This is a genomic window from Actinosynnema sp. NPDC002837 (assembly GCF_040295345.1).
Taxonomy (GTDB): Bacteria; Actinomycetota; Actinomycetes; order Mycobacteriales; family Pseudonocardiaceae; genus Actinosynnema.
This window is the reverse complement of sequence record NZ_JBEOVG010000022.1, coordinates 1-16,029: the sequence shown is the minus strand read 5'-3', so window position 1 is coordinate 16,029 and position 16,029 is coordinate 1. Positions and strand designations below refer to the sequence as shown.

The following is a 16,029-nucleotide window of genomic DNA, read 5'->3' as shown; positions in this document are numbered from 1 at the left end:
GGTCCGCGCTCAGCGGCCGAGCGGACGCCCGCGCACCAGGTCCAGTGCCACCGCGCGGAGACCGGCGCGGTCCAGGGCGGCGTACGACGACACGGCTTCGTCGTACGCCGCCCGGTCGGCCCGCTCGGCGTCCGCCCGGATCGAGGCCGGTGACATCGTCGGCTGGAAGTCGCACCAGAACCCGACCCGCTCGGCCACCGCGAGCATCCGGGCCGCCGACCGCGCGAGGCACGGGTCGCCGGCGCGCCGGGCGCGGGCGAGGTCGGCCGTGGCGACGGCCACCAGCAGGGTGCCGCAGAGCGACTGCGCCACCGGGTCCGGCGAAGGGGTCAACAGCTCGGCCAGCGGTCCGGGCAGCGCGTCGGCGACGTCGGCCACGAGGTCGAGTCGGTCGTGCCGGGCGTGCGCGACGACGGCCACCGACCGCGCCTGCACCGCCCACGGGTCCCGGTCGGTCGGGACGCGGGCGTCGCCGACCCGCTCCACGGCCCGCCGCCACAGCCGCAGGCCGGCCTCCACCTCACCGCGGGCGAACCGCACCTCGGCCCGGATGGCGAGATCGTAGCCGACCGACTCGGCCTCCTCCTCGTCGAGCGCGACCTGCGTGAGGCCGTCCAGCCACCGCTCGGCCTCGGCCGGGTCGCCGAGCTGGAGGTTGGCCAGCACGAGCCACGCCCGGACGCCGACCGCGTCGACCCGCGCGCCGAGTCGCTGGAGCAGCGGCAGCGCGGCGACCAGGTGGTCCCGTGCCTCCGCGCCACGCCCGGAGCGCAGGCAGATCTCGGCGACCCGGCCGTGCCCGAACGAGCGCGGCCACGGCAGGTCGTGCCCGGTGAACACGTCGAGCGCCCGCCGGGCGGCCACCAGCGCCGCGTCGACGTCGCCCACGGCTTCCCAGTGGTAGCCGGCGAACGCGTTCGCGACACCGGCCACCAGCGGCTCGGCGCTGTCGCACAGCCGGTGCAGCTCCGCCCGGTCGCCCAGCGCGGCGACCACCCAGCCGATCGCCCGGACCACCGTGTCCGGCTCCGCCACCCGGAGCCGGCGCAGCGCGACGACCGACCGCGGCGGCTTCGGGCCCTCGGCGCCGAACGTGTAGGCCGCGGCCACGGTGAGGGCGGTCCGGGCCACCTCGACGAACGCGGGCTCCGGCCGGTAGTGCGACAGCGCCCACGAGGTCTGCCGGATCAACGCCGTGAGCCGCGGGTAGTTCGACTCGAGGCTCCACGCGCCGCCGAGGACCGCGGTGACCGCCGCGACGGTGGGCCGGTCGTCGCGCCCGAGCGCCGACCGGAGCGACTGGAGCAGGTTCTCCTGCTCCGCCTTGACCGCGGCGGCTGTGTCGTAGGGGTCGGAGCCGAACAGGCTCGCGTGCTCGGCGAGCCCGAACGCCCGCGCCCACGCCAGGAACGCGGTCGTCACGTCGTCGGCCTCACCCGCCGCCGTCAGCCGCGCGGCGCTGAACTCCCGGACCGTCTCCAGCATCCGGAACCGGGCGCCCGACGGCGTGTCGGACACCTTGATCAACGAGTGGTCGACCAGGTGCTCCAGCACCACGTCCACCTCACCCGTCGTCGTGGGCAGCCCGTCGAGCAGCACGCGCGCCGCGTCGGCGGTGAACCCGTCGGTGAACACCGAGAGAGCGCGCATCGCCGCCTGACCGGCCGGGTCCAGCAGGTTCCAGCTCCAGTCCACGACCGCGTGCAGCGTGTGGTGGCGTCGCGGCGCGTCCCGGGCGCCGCCGCGCAACAGGGCGAACCGGTCGTCGAGCCGCCGGGCGATCTCCGCCACGGACATGATCCGCACCCGGGCGGCGGCCAGCTCGACCGCGAGCGGCAGCCCGTCGAGGTGGCGGCACAGCTCCGCCACGGCCGGCTCGGGCAGGTCGACGCCGGGCCGCGCCGCCCGCGCCCGCTGCGCGAACAGCTCCGCGCTCGTCGCCAGGCTCAGCTCCGGCAGGTGGTGGACGGACTCCGACGACAGGCCGAGGGGTGTCCGGCCGGTGGTCAGCACCCGCGGCTCGGCGGTCAGCGACACCAGGGCGCGGACCAGGTCGGCGGCGCCCGCGACGACGTGCTCGCAGTTGTCCAGCACCAGCAGGGACGGGCCGGCGGCGAGCTTGGCCGCGATGGCGGCGGCGACGTCACCGCCCGTGACGGGCCCGCCCGGCGACCGGTGCTCGCCGACGCCGAGGGCCATCGCCACCTCGTGGGCCACGTCGTCGTCGGCGACGACGGCGGCCAGCGGCACGACGACCACCACCGGCGCCTGCGCGCGGCGGGCGACGGCGTGCGCGAGCCGGGTCTTGCCGAGGCCGCCCGGACCCACGATCGACGTCACGCGGGACGTGCGCAGCAGCGCCTCGACGGCGGCGACGTCCTCGTCCCGGCCCAGCAACGGGTTCGGCTCGTGCGCGACACCGTGCCGGACCGCGGGCGCCACGCCTTGGAGCAGCCGCCGGTGCTCCGCCCGCAGCGCCGGGCCGGGGTCCGCGCCGAGTTCCTCCCGCAACGCCCGCCGGTGCGCGTCGTAGCGGGCGAGCGCCGTGGCCGGGCCGACCGTCGCCGCCTCGCACCGCAACAGCTCGACCAGCACCTCCTCGTCACGCGGGTGGTCCGCGGCCAGCTCGGCCAACGGGCCCACCGCCTCGGCGGGCCGGTCCAGCCGGGCCAGGGCGAGCGCGCGGGCCCGCACCAGTGCGCGATGGGTGGCGTCCCGCTCCGCCCGCAACGCGGTGACGGGCTCGGCGTCGTCGCCCGGGTCGCCGTGCCACAGGGCGAGGCCCGCGTCGGCGTGCGAGAGCGCGGCGGCGTGGTCGCCGGCCCGCGAGCACCGGGCGGCGTCCTCGGCCCGGACCAGCACCGCCGAGCTGTCGACCTGGTCCTCGGCCAGCGCCAACCGGTAGCCGGTCGCGGTCCGCGCGATCACGTCGGCCCCGAGCCGGGACCGCGCCCGGGACACCAGGATCTGCACCGCCTTGGGCGGGTTCTCCGGCCGCTCGTCCGGCCACAGCCCGTCGACCAACCGCCCGGTGCCGCAGCCGGCGCGCAGGTTGGCCGCGAGCAGGGCCAGGAGACCGCGCAGCCGCGGACCCGCGATCTCGTGGCCGCGGAAGGACACCCCGGACAGCAGGACGAGATCGGGGGTCACGGAGCCAGCGTATCGACCCGGGCCGCGCGGCTAGGACACCCGGCTCGTCGCACGCATCCGCAGCCGGCGCGGCCGGATCACCGCGGCCGCGGCGGGGCGGACGTCCTCGCCGCCGGGCACGTGCTCCAGCCGCCACCGGGCGAGGATGGACGCCAGCGCCAACGTCGCCTCCATCAGGCTGAACTTGTCGCCGATGCACTTGCGGGCGCCGTTGGCGAACGGCACGAACGCGTGGCGCGCGGGCTTGCGGGCCGGGTCCCAGCGGTCGGGGTCGAAGCGCTGCGGGTCCGGGTGCAGGTCGGCGTTGTGGTGGATGGGGTACGGGCTGTAGGCCAGCACCGTGCCCGCCGCCAGCCGGTGCCCGCCGAGCTCGGTGTCGGCGGTGACCTCGCGGGTGAGGACGTACACCGGCGACCGCAGGCGCAGCGTCTCGGTGATCACGCGGCCGGTCAGCTCCAGCGCGGACACGTCGCCGGGCCCCGCGGTCCGCCCGGCCAGCACCGCGTCCACCTCGGCGTGCAGGCGGCGTTCGACGTCGGGGTGGCGTGCGATCAGGTGCAGCGCCCACGCCAGCGTGACGGCGGTCGTCTCGCTGCCGGCGAGGTGGAAGGTGAGCATCTGGTTGACCACCTCGTGGTCGGACAAGGTCCGGTCCGCGCCGGTGGACTCCTCGTCGTACCCGGCGAGGAGCGCGGACAGCAGGTCGCCCCGGTCGCCGCCCTCCTCGCGCCGGGCGCGGACGATCGCCTCGACCATCGCCCTGAGCCGGGCGTGCGCGCGCTCGAACCTCACGTTGACCGGCAGCGGCAGCCTGGTGAGCGCCTTGGGCATCATCATGCGCGGCAGGACGTCGGTGGCGAGCACGTCCGCGTCCTCCTGCGACTGCTTGAGCTCCGCGGGCGACAGCGTGTCGGAGAACATGGTGGCGGTGAGCACGTTGGTGGCGAGCATGCCCATCTCCGCGGGCACGTCGAGCACCTGCCCGTCGCGCCACGCGCCGACCCGGTCGGCGATCTGCGCGGACATCGTGCGCCCGTAGGCGTCGAACCTGCCGACGTGGAACGCGGGCTGCAGCAGCCGCCGCTGCCTGCGGTGCTCGTGGTGCGGGCAGGTGGACAGGTTGTTGCCGACCACGTCGCGCACCCGGTCGGCGAACGGGCCGCCCTTGTCGAACGTGCGGTCGTCGCGGAACACCTGCTGCGCCAACTCGGCGTCGCAGACCACGACCGCCTTGACCGGCCCGAACGCGATGCGCACCAGCGGTCCCTGGCGGGCCAGGGAACCGAGGAAGCCGAGCGGGTCGCGCATCATCGGCCAGGCGTGCCCGACGACCGGTAATCGACCTCGTGCCATGGGAATCCGCGTTGCCGGGTCCACTGGCCGCACCTCCCGCGCTCTCCCCCATCGTGGCGGTCGGGGCGCGGTCCGTCGACTACGGTTTGCCGATCGAGCCGTTCACACGCGCGGTCCGACCGTGATCAGGGACGGCGCCGATCACGAGGACGAACGCCGACCGGCGCGTCACCGCACCGGCTGACGTTCGTGGGAGGCACCGGGTGACGCCGCCGTCAGCGGAGGCGTTCGAGGTAGTCGTGCTCCAGCAACCACGCCACGTTCAGCCGCTCCGGCGCGTCCGGCACGAACGCGCGGTTCAGCTGGTACTGTGTGCCGCCGCCGGACTGGGCGAACCACGGCGCGATGGGGCCCGCGTCCACGTCGAAGTCCCTGCTGACGAGGTAGACGTGGTAGTTGCAGTTCTCCGCCGGCGTGCCGACGAGGTTCTGCGGCGGGATGGAGCGGCTGGTGTAGGGCAGGCCCTCGGGCGCGAGGAACGCGCCGTACTCGCTGCCGTAGCGGTCGATCCGCTCACCCTGGTCCAGGGTCTCCCGCCGCTTGATCGGGTTGCCGTCCTGGTCGAGCTGGTAGCCGTCCGCCGGCGGGTAGCGCCACGAGTTCGCTTCGCTGTTGTAGTAGGTGTCGAAGAACTCCGCCTCGGGCAGGCCGCCGGTCCGGTCGTACCCGACCAGCTGGCGGCCGACCGGGCCCGCCACGGGCAGGCGCTCGGGCCCGAGCCTGCGGTCGCCCTGGTACAGCTCCTCGGAGCACTGGGTGGGGTTGTTCCGCGCCGCGGCGTCGTCCTGGGCCGCCTGGGCGGACGGTGCGGCGGCCAGCGCCGACGCCAACAGGACTGACGACACGGCGGCGGCGAACTTGGCGAACCCGCGCATCCGACGACCTCCTCGTGCTCGACGGCCGGACGCGGGGAACGCTAGCGCCGTCGGGCTCCGGGTTGGAGGCGTCGAAGCCGGGTTCACCCGATCATTCACGCCACGTGAGCCGGTCGAGTGCACGGTTCCGCTGCGTAGCGATGTCGGTCGCGCCAACAATTCGCTGGTCATCGGCGCACGCCGCTGCCTACCGTGTCGCCGTCGATCGAGGCGGGGAAGGGGTGGACCAGTGCGGCTGGCCGGGCGGGAGTGGCGGACGCTGGTCAGCGCCGTGCGGTTGGGCGGCGACAGCTACCGGGTGATCCGTCCCTCGCGACCGATCGCCCACGCGTCCCTGCACGAAGCCTCGCACAGCCCGCAGATGTCGGTGGACAAGGCCGCGACCGCGGACCTCGCGTCCGCCTGGTGGCTGGCCTCGCGCTCACCCCGCAGCCTCGTCTACCTGCCGCTGCGGTCGAGCCCGTCCCGCTGCGGCGAGGAGTACGGCGGCCGCAGGCTCGACCTCGTGCTGCTGCACCACAGCCTCCGGTTCCCGGTGTCGCGGTGGAAGCAGGTCCGCGCCGGCCTGTCACCGGCCGCCACCCACAAGGTGACGCTGCCGCCGGAGGCGTTCCGCCAGGTCGGGCGCGAGGAGCACGAGCGTTCCTTCCACCGCGAGTTCCGCGACCACCTGCGCTGGAGCATCGCCGCGGACACCCTGTTCGTCGTCGGCAGTCGGCGCGCCTACGAGCTCCGGGGCGAGCAGCTGCGCGCGCTCGCCGAGGACTGCCCGGCCCACCTCGCCACCTCACCCGACACGCACTGCTGCGCGGAGATCGGGCTGGGCCGCTGCAGGACGTCCAACGGGGACGCCCGCAACCCGTTCATCGGGCTGCACGTCGAATGCTGCAACCGCCACTGGTGAACCACGCCCGCGGCACGTGACGGGTGACCACCTGATCCAGTCGGTCCCATCGCACGCACGCCGGCGGCGCCCACGCGACGCCAACGCGTCCGTCGCGCCGGCCGAGTCTTGACGCACGCACGGCGCACTGCCAGCATTGGTCCCGATGTTTGCGTAAACATTGCGCGTGGGACGGCAACGCCGCCGCACGGCGCCCGTCGGGAACCCCCGACAGCGCCTTGGCCCGACCGCGCGAGGGCCGCTCAACGGGACGGTGCCCCGTCCCGGATGGGCCAGCGCGCGGATTCGCCCACGCCGGGCGCCGGCCGTTCGATCCCTGTGGTGGGCCGGACAAAGGAGTCCAGATGTCCCGCTTGTCCCCGAGGCGGTGGCGTGCGGCGTTGACCGCCGCGGCCGTCGGCCTGGCAACCCTGCTGCTACCCGGCGGCACGGCGCACGCCGCGCCCGTCACCGTGGACGTGGGGGTGCAGTTCACCGACACGAGCGGCAACCTCGTCCAGGCGCACGGCGGTGGCGTGATCAAGGTCGGCAGCTACTACTACTGGTTCGGCGAGAACCGGCACCCGGACAACCTGTTCCGGGCCGTGTCCGTCTACCGGTCCACCGACCTGAAGACCTGGGAGTTCCGCAACAACGTCCTCACCCAGAACAGCCACTCGGAACTGCGCACGTCCTGGGTGGAACGACCGAAGGTCATCTACAACGCGTCCACGGGCCAGTACGTCATGTGGATGCACTGGGAGAACGGCCAGCACTACGGCGAGGCACGGGCCGCCGTGGCGTACTCGTCCACTGTGGACGGCAACTACACCTACCAGGGCAGTTTCCGGCCGCTCGGGCAGCACATGTCGCGTGACATCACGCTGTACAAGGACGACGACGGCACGGCGTACATGATCTCGGCCGCGCGGGAGAACTACGACCTGCACATCTACCGCCTCAACGCCGACTACCGCAATGTCGCGCAACTGGTCGGCAACCCGTGGCCGGGCGGGCACCGCGAGGCCCCGGCGTTGTTCAAGCGCAACGGCGTGTACTTCATGCTCACGTCCGGCGCCACGGGGTGGTCGCCGAACCAGGCGAAGTACGCCACCGCCACCAGCGTGTCCGGTCCGTGGAGCGAGATGCGCAACGTGGGCGACTCCACCACGTACCGCTCGCAACCCGCGTACGTGCTGCCGATCCAGGGCACCCAGACGACGTCCTACCTCTACATGGGCGACCGCTGGGCCGGCGCCTGGAACGGACCCGTGAGCGACTCCAGCTACGTCTGGCTCCCGATCACGTTCTCCGACAACACCACCATGAGCCTGTCGAACGCGGGCCAGATCGTCATCGACACGGCGACCGGCACGATCAGCCCGGTGGCCCTGACGTACAACCGGATCAGCGTGCGGCACTCCGGCAAGTGCCTCGACGTCGCCAACGCCAGCGGCGCGGACGGCGCGGCGTTGATGCAGTACCCGTGCGGCAGCGGCACGAACCAGCAGTTCCGCCTGCAGTCCGCGGGCGGCGCCTACTACCAACTGATCGCCCGGCACTCCAGCAAGTGCCTCGACGTGAGCGACAGCAGCACGGCCGACGGCGCGGCCGTCGTGCAGTGGAGCTGCAACTCCGGGCAGAACCAGCAGTGGTCGCTGGTCGACGCGGGCTCCGGCTACTCCAGGCTGGTCGCGCGGCACTCCGGCAAGTGCCTGGACCTGCCGAGCAGCTCGCAGGAGAACCTGCAGTTCAAGCAGTACCCGTGCAACTCCGGGCAGAACCAGCAGTTCCAGCTCACGCGCGTCTGAGCAGGGCGCTCACCCTCGACCGGGCCGCCGAGCCGGTCCGGTCGGGGCGGGCGCGCGGATCCCCCGCCGTCAGGCGAGGTGGTGGAACCCGGTCGCCGCCGACGTCAACGCGTCCACGCAGGCCCTGATCGCACCCCGGTCGTCGTCCTCGGCGCGGTTGATCGCGTAGATGGTGCGGTTGAGGGCCGGGCGGGTGGTGAGGAGCCGCACGCCCTCGGGCACCGAGTCGCGGCCAAGGCGCGGGATCGCGGCGGCGCCCACGTTGCCCGCGACCAGGGCCAGCTGGGTCGGGTAGCTGCCGACGGTGCAGGTGATCCGCGCGCCCAAACCCTGCTGCCGCAGCACGTGCACGAGCCAGTCGTGGCAGCCCGAGCCCGCGCTCCAGGCGATCCACGGCAGGTCGTCCACCTCGGCCAGGTCGACGGCCTTGCGGTGCGCCAGACGGTGGCCCGCGGGCAGGGCGAGGTCCGCCACGTCGGACAGCAGCGTGGTCCGCGAGGTCGACGGCGGCACGGTGACGGGCCGGTGCTCCCAGCTCTCCAGGACCGCCACGTCCAGCCTGCCGTCGACCACCAGCGGCATGGTCTCCTCGGCCTCGCCCTCGTGCAGGGTCACCTCCAGGCCGGGGTGCTGGGCGCGCAACGTCGCCAGCACGGGCGGCAGCAGGGCGTGCACGGTGGTGGGGATGGCCCCGATGCGCAGCGGGCCGGTGATGTCCTCGCGCAACAGCTCCAGGTCCGACCGCGCCTTGTCGACCTGGGCCAGGATGGTGGCCGCGTGACCCGCGAGCACGTGCCCGGCGGTGGTGAGGCGGACGGTGCGGCCGTGCGGCTCCAGCAGCCGTTGGCCTGCCTCCCGTTCCAGCTTCGCCAGCTGCTGGGACACGCCGGACGGGGTGACGTGCAGCGCGGTCGCCGCCGCCGCGACCGTCCCGTGGGTCGCCACGGCGTGCAGGGCACGCATCCGCTCCAAACCGAACACGGTAGAGATGCTACCGAATTCCGCTCACGACAACTCGCTTGTCCTTGATGGTCGGTGGACCTCAGGGTGGACGGGTGACCACGACCGAAGCCCGACCGGCGACCGTGCTGCCCGCCACGCGGGTGAACCCGGCCCTGCTCGCGATGGCGGGCAGCCTCTGCATCGCGCTGTCGTCGGTGTTCATCAAGGTGTCCGGGGCCAGCGGCAGCACCAGCGCGTTCTGGCGCTGCCTGTTCTCGCTGCCGGTGCTGGGCGTGCTGGTGTGGTGGGAGCGGCGGCGGGGCACGGCGCGGCGGCGGTTGCTGCTGCCGCTGCTGGCGGGGGTCGGGCTCGGCGTGGACTTCGTGCTGTGGGGTGACGCGATCGCCCTGGTCGGCGCGGGCATCGCGACCGTGCTGCTGTCCGTGCAGGTGGTGATCGTGCCCGCGGTGGCCTACCTGGTGTTCCGGGAACGGCCGTCGAACCGCTTCGTGTGGGCCGCGCCCGTGCTGCTGGGCGGGATCGTGCTCGCGGGAGGTCTGGCGGGGACGCCGGCGTTCGGCCCCGACCCGGTCCTGGGCGCGGTGCTGGCGCTGGGCGCGGGTGTGGGGTTCGCCGCCTACCTGGTGCTGATGCGGCGCAGCACCGGACCCGGCGCCCGCGACCACACGTTGTTCCTGGCCACCGTGTCGGCCGGGGTGACGGCGGTGGCGATCGGCGTGCCGACGGGCCGGCTCGACCTGTCGCCGGGGTGGCCCGTGCTCGGCTGGCTGGTCGCGTTGGCGCTGATCGGCCAGATCGCGGGCTGGCTGCTGATCTCCACGGCGCTGCCGCGGCTGTCGAGTGCCACGGGCGCCACGATGATGCTGTTGCAGCCGGTGGGCGCGATCCTCATGGGTGTCGTGCTGCTGCACGAGCGGCCGAGCGCGCCGCAACTGGTCGGGTGCCTGGTGGTGCTCGGCGCGGTCGCCTTCGTCAGCGTCGGGTCGCGCCGCTGACGGGGCGCGTGGGCGTCAGTGCGGCGTGGTGTTCGTGAGGCGGACGAGGAACTCCGCGTTGTCGCTCGTCTTGCGCAGGCCGTCGAGGAGCACGTCGATCGCGTCCTCCTTGCCGGCGAGGGCGCGGCGCAGCAGGCGGGTCGCCGTCGCTTCGCGCGGGGTGAGCAGCAGGTCGTCGCGGCGGGTGCCGGACTGGGTGACCTCCACGGCGGGGAACACGCGCCGGGCGGCGGCCTTGCGGTCCAGCCGCAGCTCGGCGTTGCCGGTGCCCTTGTACTCCTCGAAGAGCAGCGAGTCGCCCACCGAGCCGGTGTCGACCAGCGCGGTGGCAATGATCGTCAGCGAACCGCCGCCCTCGACGTTGCGCGCGGCGCCCAGGAACCGCTTGGGGCCGATGAGGGAGCCGGCGTCCACGCCGCCGGACAGGGTCCGGCCGGACACGGGTGCGGCGAGGTTGTAGGCGCGGCCCAGTCGGGTCGCGGAGTCCATCAGCACCACGACGTCGCGACCCAGCTCGACCAGGCGTTTCGCCCGTTCGACGGCGAGTTCGGCGAGCGCGGTGTGGTGGCGGGGCGGGTGGTCGAAGGTGGCGGCGACGACCTCGGCGGGCACGGCTCGCGCGAGGTCGGTGACCTCCTCCGGCCGTTCGCCGACCAGGACCAGCATCAGGTGGCACTCCGGGTGGTTCTTGGCGAGGCCGTGCGCGATGGACCGCAGCACGGTGGTCTTGCCCGCCTTGGGCGGGGCGAAGATCAACGCGCGCTGGCCCTTGCCGATGGGCATCACCAGGTCGACCACCCGCGTGGTCAGCTCGTGTGCCTCCGTCTCCAGCCGCAGCCGTTCGTGCGGGTGGGTGGGCACGAGGTCGGCGAAGGACGGCCGGGACCGGGCGTGGCGCGGGTGCGCGCCGTTGACGGCCTCGACGGTGACCATCGACGGCGCCTTGCCCTCCCTGGGCGGTGGCGCGACGCGGCCGTGCACCTCGTCACCGCGCCGCAGCCCGTGTTCGGCCACGAGGTGCTGCGCGACGGCGACGTCCCGCGGTCCGGGCAGGTAGCCCTCGGTGCGCAGGACGGCGCGGCGGTCCACGACGTCGAGGACGCCGGAGGTGAGGCGGGTGTCGGAAAAATCGTTGTGGTTCAAGGGTTTTCTCCCTGATCGCGGGAATGGGTGGACGCGCGGCGACGCCGCGGCGGGAACCCGGGACCACGTCGGGAAAGGCTCGAGGAGCCACGTCCGACCGGTGCCGGGGATTTCGAGAGATGTCGCGGGAGGGGCTGACGCCACCTACGTCCGCGAGAACGAGATGTCACGCAGCATAACCACCGACCTGGACACCGCGCAACCGAGTCCCCCGACGAGCAGCCGCCGGCCGGCGTGACGGCTGGTACACCGGGGTGCGCGAGGTCGGGTCGAGGGCGACGGGTGCCGGTGGTGTCGCGGTTGCCGCTCGTGGAGGACGGGTGTCGCGGTCACCGCTCGTCAGGTGTCACGAGACGGCCAGGGCGGCCTCGGGGGTGCACGGCTTCTCCATCGGGCCCAGCTCGCGCCAGTTCAGCGACCACACCCGGACCTCGCCGGCGACGCGGCGGCCCAGCAAGCAGGCCTTGGCGCCGCCGTTGTTCGCCGACAGCGCCACGCCGACGTCGGAGCCCCGGACGCGCACCAGCACCCGCGGCGGGATGCTCGCCAGGTTGGTCTCCGGGTCCACCCGCGGCGCGGGCAGACCGGTGGCGAGCGCGGCGCGCACCTCGGCTTCGCCGGGCGTCCCGGGCAGCGCGCCGAGGGTGGCTTCCAGGGCCGGTGCGAAGTCCGACGGGACGTCCCGCTTCGGCAGCGGCGGCGGCGTGATCGGGGTGGCGTCGTCCGGGCAGGCGACCCGGGACGGCTCCGACACCGCGCCGTAGTAGTCGAACTCCACCTCGTAGCAGGCGTCGAACGCCGGGGTCTGCTGCCAACCCGAGTCGTGGGCGTCGTGGTGGATCCGCCAGACCAGGCGCGCCATCGGGTCCTCGGGGTCCTGGTGCGCGAGGTCCTCGGCCCGCAGGACGCTGAAGCCCGGCGACTTGCCGAGGCTCGTGGCCAACGCGGCACGGGCGAAACCGGCCGCGTCCGGCTGGTGCGGGTGGCCGATGGCGTCGGCCAGGGTCGCGGACCGCCGATCCAGCTCCTCCTCGACCGCGGCCGAACCGTCCAGCACACCGCACGAGGCGAGCAGCACGCCCGCGCACGCGACCGCCGCGATCCGCGGTGAAGTGATCACGTCCCCCACGTTATCCGTGCCGGTGACCGGGGCGCATGAGCAATTCCCCGCGGCCGGGCGGCACCGATCGACCTGCCGGACGAGTCGGGTCACAGGCCGAAGGCCAGCAGCACGCTGCCGTTCGGGTTCGGGTGGGTCGGCCAGTACCCCGCCTGCACGTAGACCATGCCACCGGACACCACCGCGCCACCGCCGCTGCCGGAGACCGACCCGCCGCGGCCCGGCAGGCCGTTGACGCCGGTGAAGTCCTGGAGCGTGTCGAACGTCCAGAGCACCCGGCCGTCACGGGCCGAGTACGCCCGCAGCTTGCCGTCGTTGCTGCCCTCGTAGACCAGGCCGGGGCTGCTGGTCACGCCGGGACCGTGGGCGAGCGTGCACAGGTCCGGGTACGCCGCCGCACCGCCGGTCGTGCAGCCGTCGGCCGGGTTCGGCGTCTCCCACAGCACGTCCCCGTCCGCCGGGTCGAGCACGAACACCTTGCCCGGGTCGGCGAAGTAGGTCGCGACGTACAGCCGGCGCCCGTCGAAGCTCGTGCCCCACTGGATGCCGCCGAAGCCCGAGCCCGGGATCGGCAGGCCGAGCGCGCGCCGCCACACCACTTCGCCCGTCGCGGCGTCGAACACGTGGTACACGCCGAGCTTCTGCCCCACACCCACCAGCGCCCGCCCGTCGACGGTGAACAGGTTGGGCGTGGCGCCGATGTCGTAGTCCAGCGCCGAGCCGTCGGCCAGGCCCGGGCAGTAGGGCGCGCCGTCCGGCAGGTTGCACAGCAGCCGCCACGTGTCGGCCTTGGTGACCTGGTTGCGCCACTTCACCGCACCGGTCCGGTGGTCGAGCGCGAGCAGCGTGTCGAAGTCGCCGGTCGTGCCGGTGTAGAGCTGGCCGGTGCCCACGTACAGCGTGCCGGTGCGCTGGTCGACCACCGGCGAGGACCACACGCCCGCCCCGGACGGTTCGTGGCGGGTGGCGCCGCTGGGCCACGTCCCGACGGCCCGCGGTTCGGGCACGGTGTAGTGCCGCCACACCAGTTCGCCCGTGCGGGCGTCGAGGGCGTCGAGGTGGCCGCGGAACGTGCAGCAGGGGTAGTCCGGGTCGTCGGCGGTGCCGTCCGGGCTGTTGAGCGAGTTCTCGCCGCTGGACGTGCCCACGTACACCAGGCCGTCGTGCACCAGCGGCGAACTGGTCACCGTCGCCGCCGGGTGCTCGTCGACCTCCTTGGCCCACGCGAGCTGCCCGGTGCGCTGGTCCAGCGCGTAGACGAAGCCCCGGATGTCCCCGAAGTAGACCTTCCCGCCCGCCACCGACGGTCCGTCCCACGGTATGGCGGGCCGCGGCTTGGCGCCCGGCTCGACGCCGCCGAGGTCGAACGTCCACCGGTCCGCCCCGGTGCGGGCGTCACGGGCGCGGAACCGGCCGTCCGGACCGCCGAAGTACACCGTCCCGTCGACCACGGCGGGCTGGCTGCGCACGGGGAACGGCGTGCCGCTCGCCGGGTAGGCGAACGCCCACTTCAGCTCCAGCCGGTCCACGTTGCGCGGCGTGATCCGCCACTCGGCGGCGTTGTGCCTGCTGCCCTTGAGGTCCTTCTGCCACGTCGGCCAGTCGCCGCCGCCCGCGCCGAGCGGTGCCGCCGCGGTGACGCCCGCGCCGAGCACGGTGGTCACCGCCGCGACCGCCAAGAGGGCCGTGGCCCCGCGCCTGTGTGCCATCTCCGTCATCCCCTCCCGCCGGTGGGTCGACCCACGGTGGCACGGGGCCGTGGCCGGGCACGTGGTGCGGACCGGCGAATCGCGTCTCGATGACGTCGATCGGGCGCGGCCCGTTCGGCTGATCCACCGCGTCGGAGTTGCGCAACCTCAACGCCTGCCGGGGAGCGGAGTCCACAGAGGACGGTTGGTCTGGAGACGTGCTCGCGCAGCCGCTGCCGGATGTCGCCGGCTTCGGCGGTGCGGTTCTGGGCCCGGTACAGGTCCAGGACCTGCCGCCACTCGGGAAACTGCCAGTCGATCGGATGCGCAATTCCGGGCGCCAAGGGGCGACGACCGGCACTCGTGCGAGGAACGCTCGGTTTCGGCGGCGACACCGCGTCCGATCAGCGCCCAGGCCGCCTCCGCGCGGAATTGTCGGTGTCGCTCGATAGCGTGCCCACAGATCACGCGAAGAAGGAGCGAACGCATGTCTGCCACGACGTACCTGGAGCTGTCCGAGGCCGACGGTGGCGCGCACAAGTTCTACGAAGTGCGGGTCGAGGACACCGAGGTCACCATCACCTACGGGCGGATCGGGGAGCAGGGGCAGGTCAGGAGCGCGACCTTCGCCGACCACACCAAGGCGCTCAAGGCCGCCGAGAAGAAGATCGGCGAGAAGGTGCGCAAGGGCTACGCGCCGGCCGTCAAGGGCGTGCGCCAACGCCGGTCGGTGAGCAGGCGGCAGATCGTCAGCACCCGCTCCACCGCGACCCAGGCGCCGGTGCTGTGGCGGTTCGCCTCCGGCGCGCCGGCGTTCGGGATCTTCATCGGCGAGGACCACGCCTGGGTCGGCAACGAGAACGGCGACGTCTACACCCTCACCCACGACGGCCGGGTCACCGGGCGGTTCGGGCTGCCCGACGCGGTGAAGTGCATCGTGGCCGACGACTTCTGGATCTACGCGGGGTGCGACGACGGCCAGGTGTACGACCTCGGCGCGAAGGTGCCCCGGGTGGCCTACGAGATCGCCGACGACGTGGACATCTACTGGCTCGACATCCACGACGGCGTGCTGGGCGTGTCCGACCGCCAGGGCCGGGTGACCGTGGTGGACCACGAGGACGAGTTCCAGTGGTCGGTGCCGGCCACCGGTGACAGCGCCTGGATGGTCCGCTGCTCGCCGGAGGGCGTCTTCCACGGCCACTCCCGCGGCGTCACCCACTACACCGGCCGCGGGCACCGGGCGTGGCACGCCGACACCGTCGGCCAGGTGCTGTTCGGCTGGCAGGAGCGCGACGCCGTGTTCGCGGGCACCAGCCGCGGCCGGGTGCACCGGTTCGCCAAGTCGGACGGGCGGATGACCGGCGACTACCGCTGCGACGCGGCCGTGTTCTCCTGCGCCACGTCGCCCGACGGCGAGTTCGTGTTCGCGGGCGACAACCAGTCCTCGGTGTACTGCTTCGCCGCCGACGGGACCCGGTTGTGGAAGCTCGCGACGGGGTGCGGTTCGGCGTTCTCCATGCAGTACCGCGACGAGCGGCTCTACCTGGTGACCACGGACGGTTCGCTCGCGTGCCTCGACGCGAGCCCGGCCGCCGTGCGCGCGGCCGAACAGGGGCAGCTGCCGCAGCGCCAGGACATCAAGGCGGGCGCCATCGACCGGGTCGAGGCGACCGCGGAGGTCGAGGTCGTGTCGCAGGTCGCGCCGGGCGACGGCGTCGTGGTCGAGTGCGTGCAGGTCGGGGGCCGGGTCAGGGTGCACGTCGTCTCGGAGGGCTACGACCGGACGTGGGGCGTGCAGTTCCCCAAGAACATCCGCGTGCCCGGCGCCCGGTACCTGGTCACCGAAGTGCTCACCTCGGCCAGCGGCTCGTTCTACCGCACCCGCGGCGAGATCAAGCGCCTGCGCTGAGCACGGGCGCCGGCACCGGGCCGGGGGGGGCCGGGCCACCGGGGCGCCGCCGGCCCCCCCCCGGCCCCGGGGGGGGCCGCCCCCCCCCCCCCCCGGCCCCCCCCCCACCGCCCCCCCCCCCCCCCCCCCCCCCCCC

The 16,029-nt window shown here is 73.8% G+C and carries 11 protein-coding genes; 4 read left to right on the top strand and 7 right to left on the bottom strand.

Features of this window, described 5'->3' with window-relative positions; genetic code table 11:
* Positions 1-9 precede the first annotated feature (9 nt).
* The 3 genes from ABTZ99_RS17820 to ABTZ99_RS17810 all read right to left on the bottom strand — a co-directional run bounded on the left by ABTZ99_RS17820 (position 10) and on the right by ABTZ99_RS17810 (position 5,378).
* Complete coding sequence (locus ABTZ99_RS17820; RefSeq protein WP_499612335.1) at positions 10-3,150, bottom strand: ATP-binding protein; 3,141 nt, start codon at positions 3,148-3,150, stop codon at positions 10-12.
* Positions 3,151-3,180: 30 nt separating this feature from the next.
* Entirely contained in the window at positions 3,181-4,503 is a 1,323-nt protein-coding gene (locus tag ABTZ99_RS17815) for a cytochrome P450 (protein ID WP_499612333.1), read from the bottom strand.
* A 215-nt stretch (positions 4,504-4,718) separates the two neighbouring features.
* On the bottom strand, positions 4,719-5,378 hold the full coding sequence (locus ABTZ99_RS17810; protein ID WP_498779661.1) for a TNT domain-containing protein: 660 nt from the start codon (positions 5,376-5,378) through the stop codon (positions 4,719-4,721).
* Positions 5,379-5,607: 229 nt separating this feature from the next.
* On the opposite strand from ABTZ99_RS17810, the gene ABTZ99_RS17805 reads away from it, so the two are divergent.
* Together ABTZ99_RS17805 and ABTZ99_RS17800 are read left to right on the top strand one after the other, a co-directional pair.
* Positions 5,608-6,282: a hypothetical protein gene (locus tag ABTZ99_RS17805; RefSeq protein WP_498779662.1), complete on the top strand. Its 675-nt coding sequence runs from the start codon at positions 5,608-5,610 to the stop codon at positions 6,280-6,282.
* Positions 6,283-6,626: 344 nt separating this feature from the next.
* Positions 6,627-8,072 (top strand): RICIN domain-containing protein, encoded by a 1,446-nt coding sequence (locus tag ABTZ99_RS17800; RefSeq protein ID WP_498779664.1) that lies wholly within the window; start codon positions 6,627-6,629, stop codon positions 8,070-8,072.
* Between the two features lie 69 nt (positions 8,073-8,141).
* Here the strand turns inward: ABTZ99_RS17800 and ABTZ99_RS17795 are convergent, their stop codons facing one another.
* A complete protein-coding gene (locus tag ABTZ99_RS17795) occupies positions 8,142-9,053 on the bottom strand; it encodes a LysR family transcriptional regulator (protein ID WP_498779666.1) in 912 nt (303 codons plus the stop codon).
* A gap of 47 nt (positions 9,054-9,100) precedes the next feature.
* Between ABTZ99_RS17795 and ABTZ99_RS17790 the strand changes: the two genes are divergently transcribed.
* Complete coding sequence (locus tag ABTZ99_RS17790) at positions 9,101-10,030, top strand: DMT family transporter (protein ID WP_499612330.1); 930 nt, start codon at positions 9,101-9,103, stop codon at positions 10,028-10,030.
* Between the two features lie 15 nt (positions 10,031-10,045).
* On the opposite strand, the gene ABTZ99_RS17785 is transcribed toward ABTZ99_RS17790, so the two are convergent.
* From ABTZ99_RS17785 to ABTZ99_RS17775, 3 genes are all read right to left on the bottom strand, one after another.
* Positions 10,046-11,173 carry a transcription termination factor Rho, short form gene (locus ABTZ99_RS17785; RefSeq protein WP_499612328.1) on the bottom strand — a complete coding sequence of 376 codons (1,128 nt, stop codon included), beginning with the start codon at positions 11,171-11,173 and terminating at the stop codon, positions 10,046-10,048.
* A gap of 346 nt (positions 11,174-11,519) precedes the next feature.
* Positions 11,520-12,293 (bottom strand): hypothetical protein, encoded by a 774-nt coding sequence (locus ABTZ99_RS17780; RefSeq protein WP_499612326.1) that lies wholly within the window; start codon positions 12,291-12,293, stop codon positions 11,520-11,522.
* Positions 12,294-12,382: 89 nt separating this feature from the next.
* On the bottom strand, positions 12,383-14,002 hold the full coding sequence (locus tag ABTZ99_RS17775) for an outer membrane protein assembly factor BamB family protein (RefSeq protein ID WP_499612324.1): 1,620 nt from the start codon (positions 14,000-14,002) through the stop codon (positions 12,383-12,385).
* A 466-nt stretch (positions 14,003-14,468) separates the two neighbouring features.
* Between ABTZ99_RS17775 and ABTZ99_RS17770 the strand changes: the two genes are divergently transcribed.
* Positions 14,469-15,893: a WGR domain-containing protein gene (locus ABTZ99_RS17770; protein ID WP_498779675.1), complete on the top strand. Its 1,425-nt coding sequence runs from the start codon at positions 14,469-14,471 to the stop codon at positions 15,891-15,893.
* Positions 15,894-16,029: the final 136 nt, after the last annotated feature.

Excerpts from the sequence above, each read along its gene's own strand:
- ABTZ99_RS17770 (WP_498779675.1), top strand. The coding sequence starts at position 14,469 with ATGTCTGCCACGACGTACCTGGAGCTGTCCGAGGCCGACGGTGGCGCG.
- ABTZ99_RS17775 (WP_499612324.1), bottom strand. The coding sequence starts at position 14,002 with ATGGCACACAGGCGCGGGGCCACGGCCCTCTTGGCGGTCGCGGCGGTG.
- ABTZ99_RS17790 (WP_499612330.1), top strand. The coding sequence starts at position 9,101 with ATGGTCGGTGGACCTCAGGGTGGACGGGTGACCACGACCGAAGCCCGA.
- ABTZ99_RS17815 (WP_499612333.1), bottom strand. The coding sequence starts at position 4,503 with ATGGCACGAGGTCGATTACCGGTCGTCGGGCACGCCTGGCCGATGATG.
- ABTZ99_RS17810 (WP_498779661.1), bottom strand. The coding sequence starts at position 5,378 with ATGCGCGGGTTCGCCAAGTTCGCCGCCGCCGTGTCGTCAGTCCTGTTG.
- ABTZ99_RS17800 (WP_498779664.1), top strand. The coding sequence starts at position 6,627 with ATGTCCCGCTTGTCCCCGAGGCGGTGGCGTGCGGCGTTGACCGCCGCG.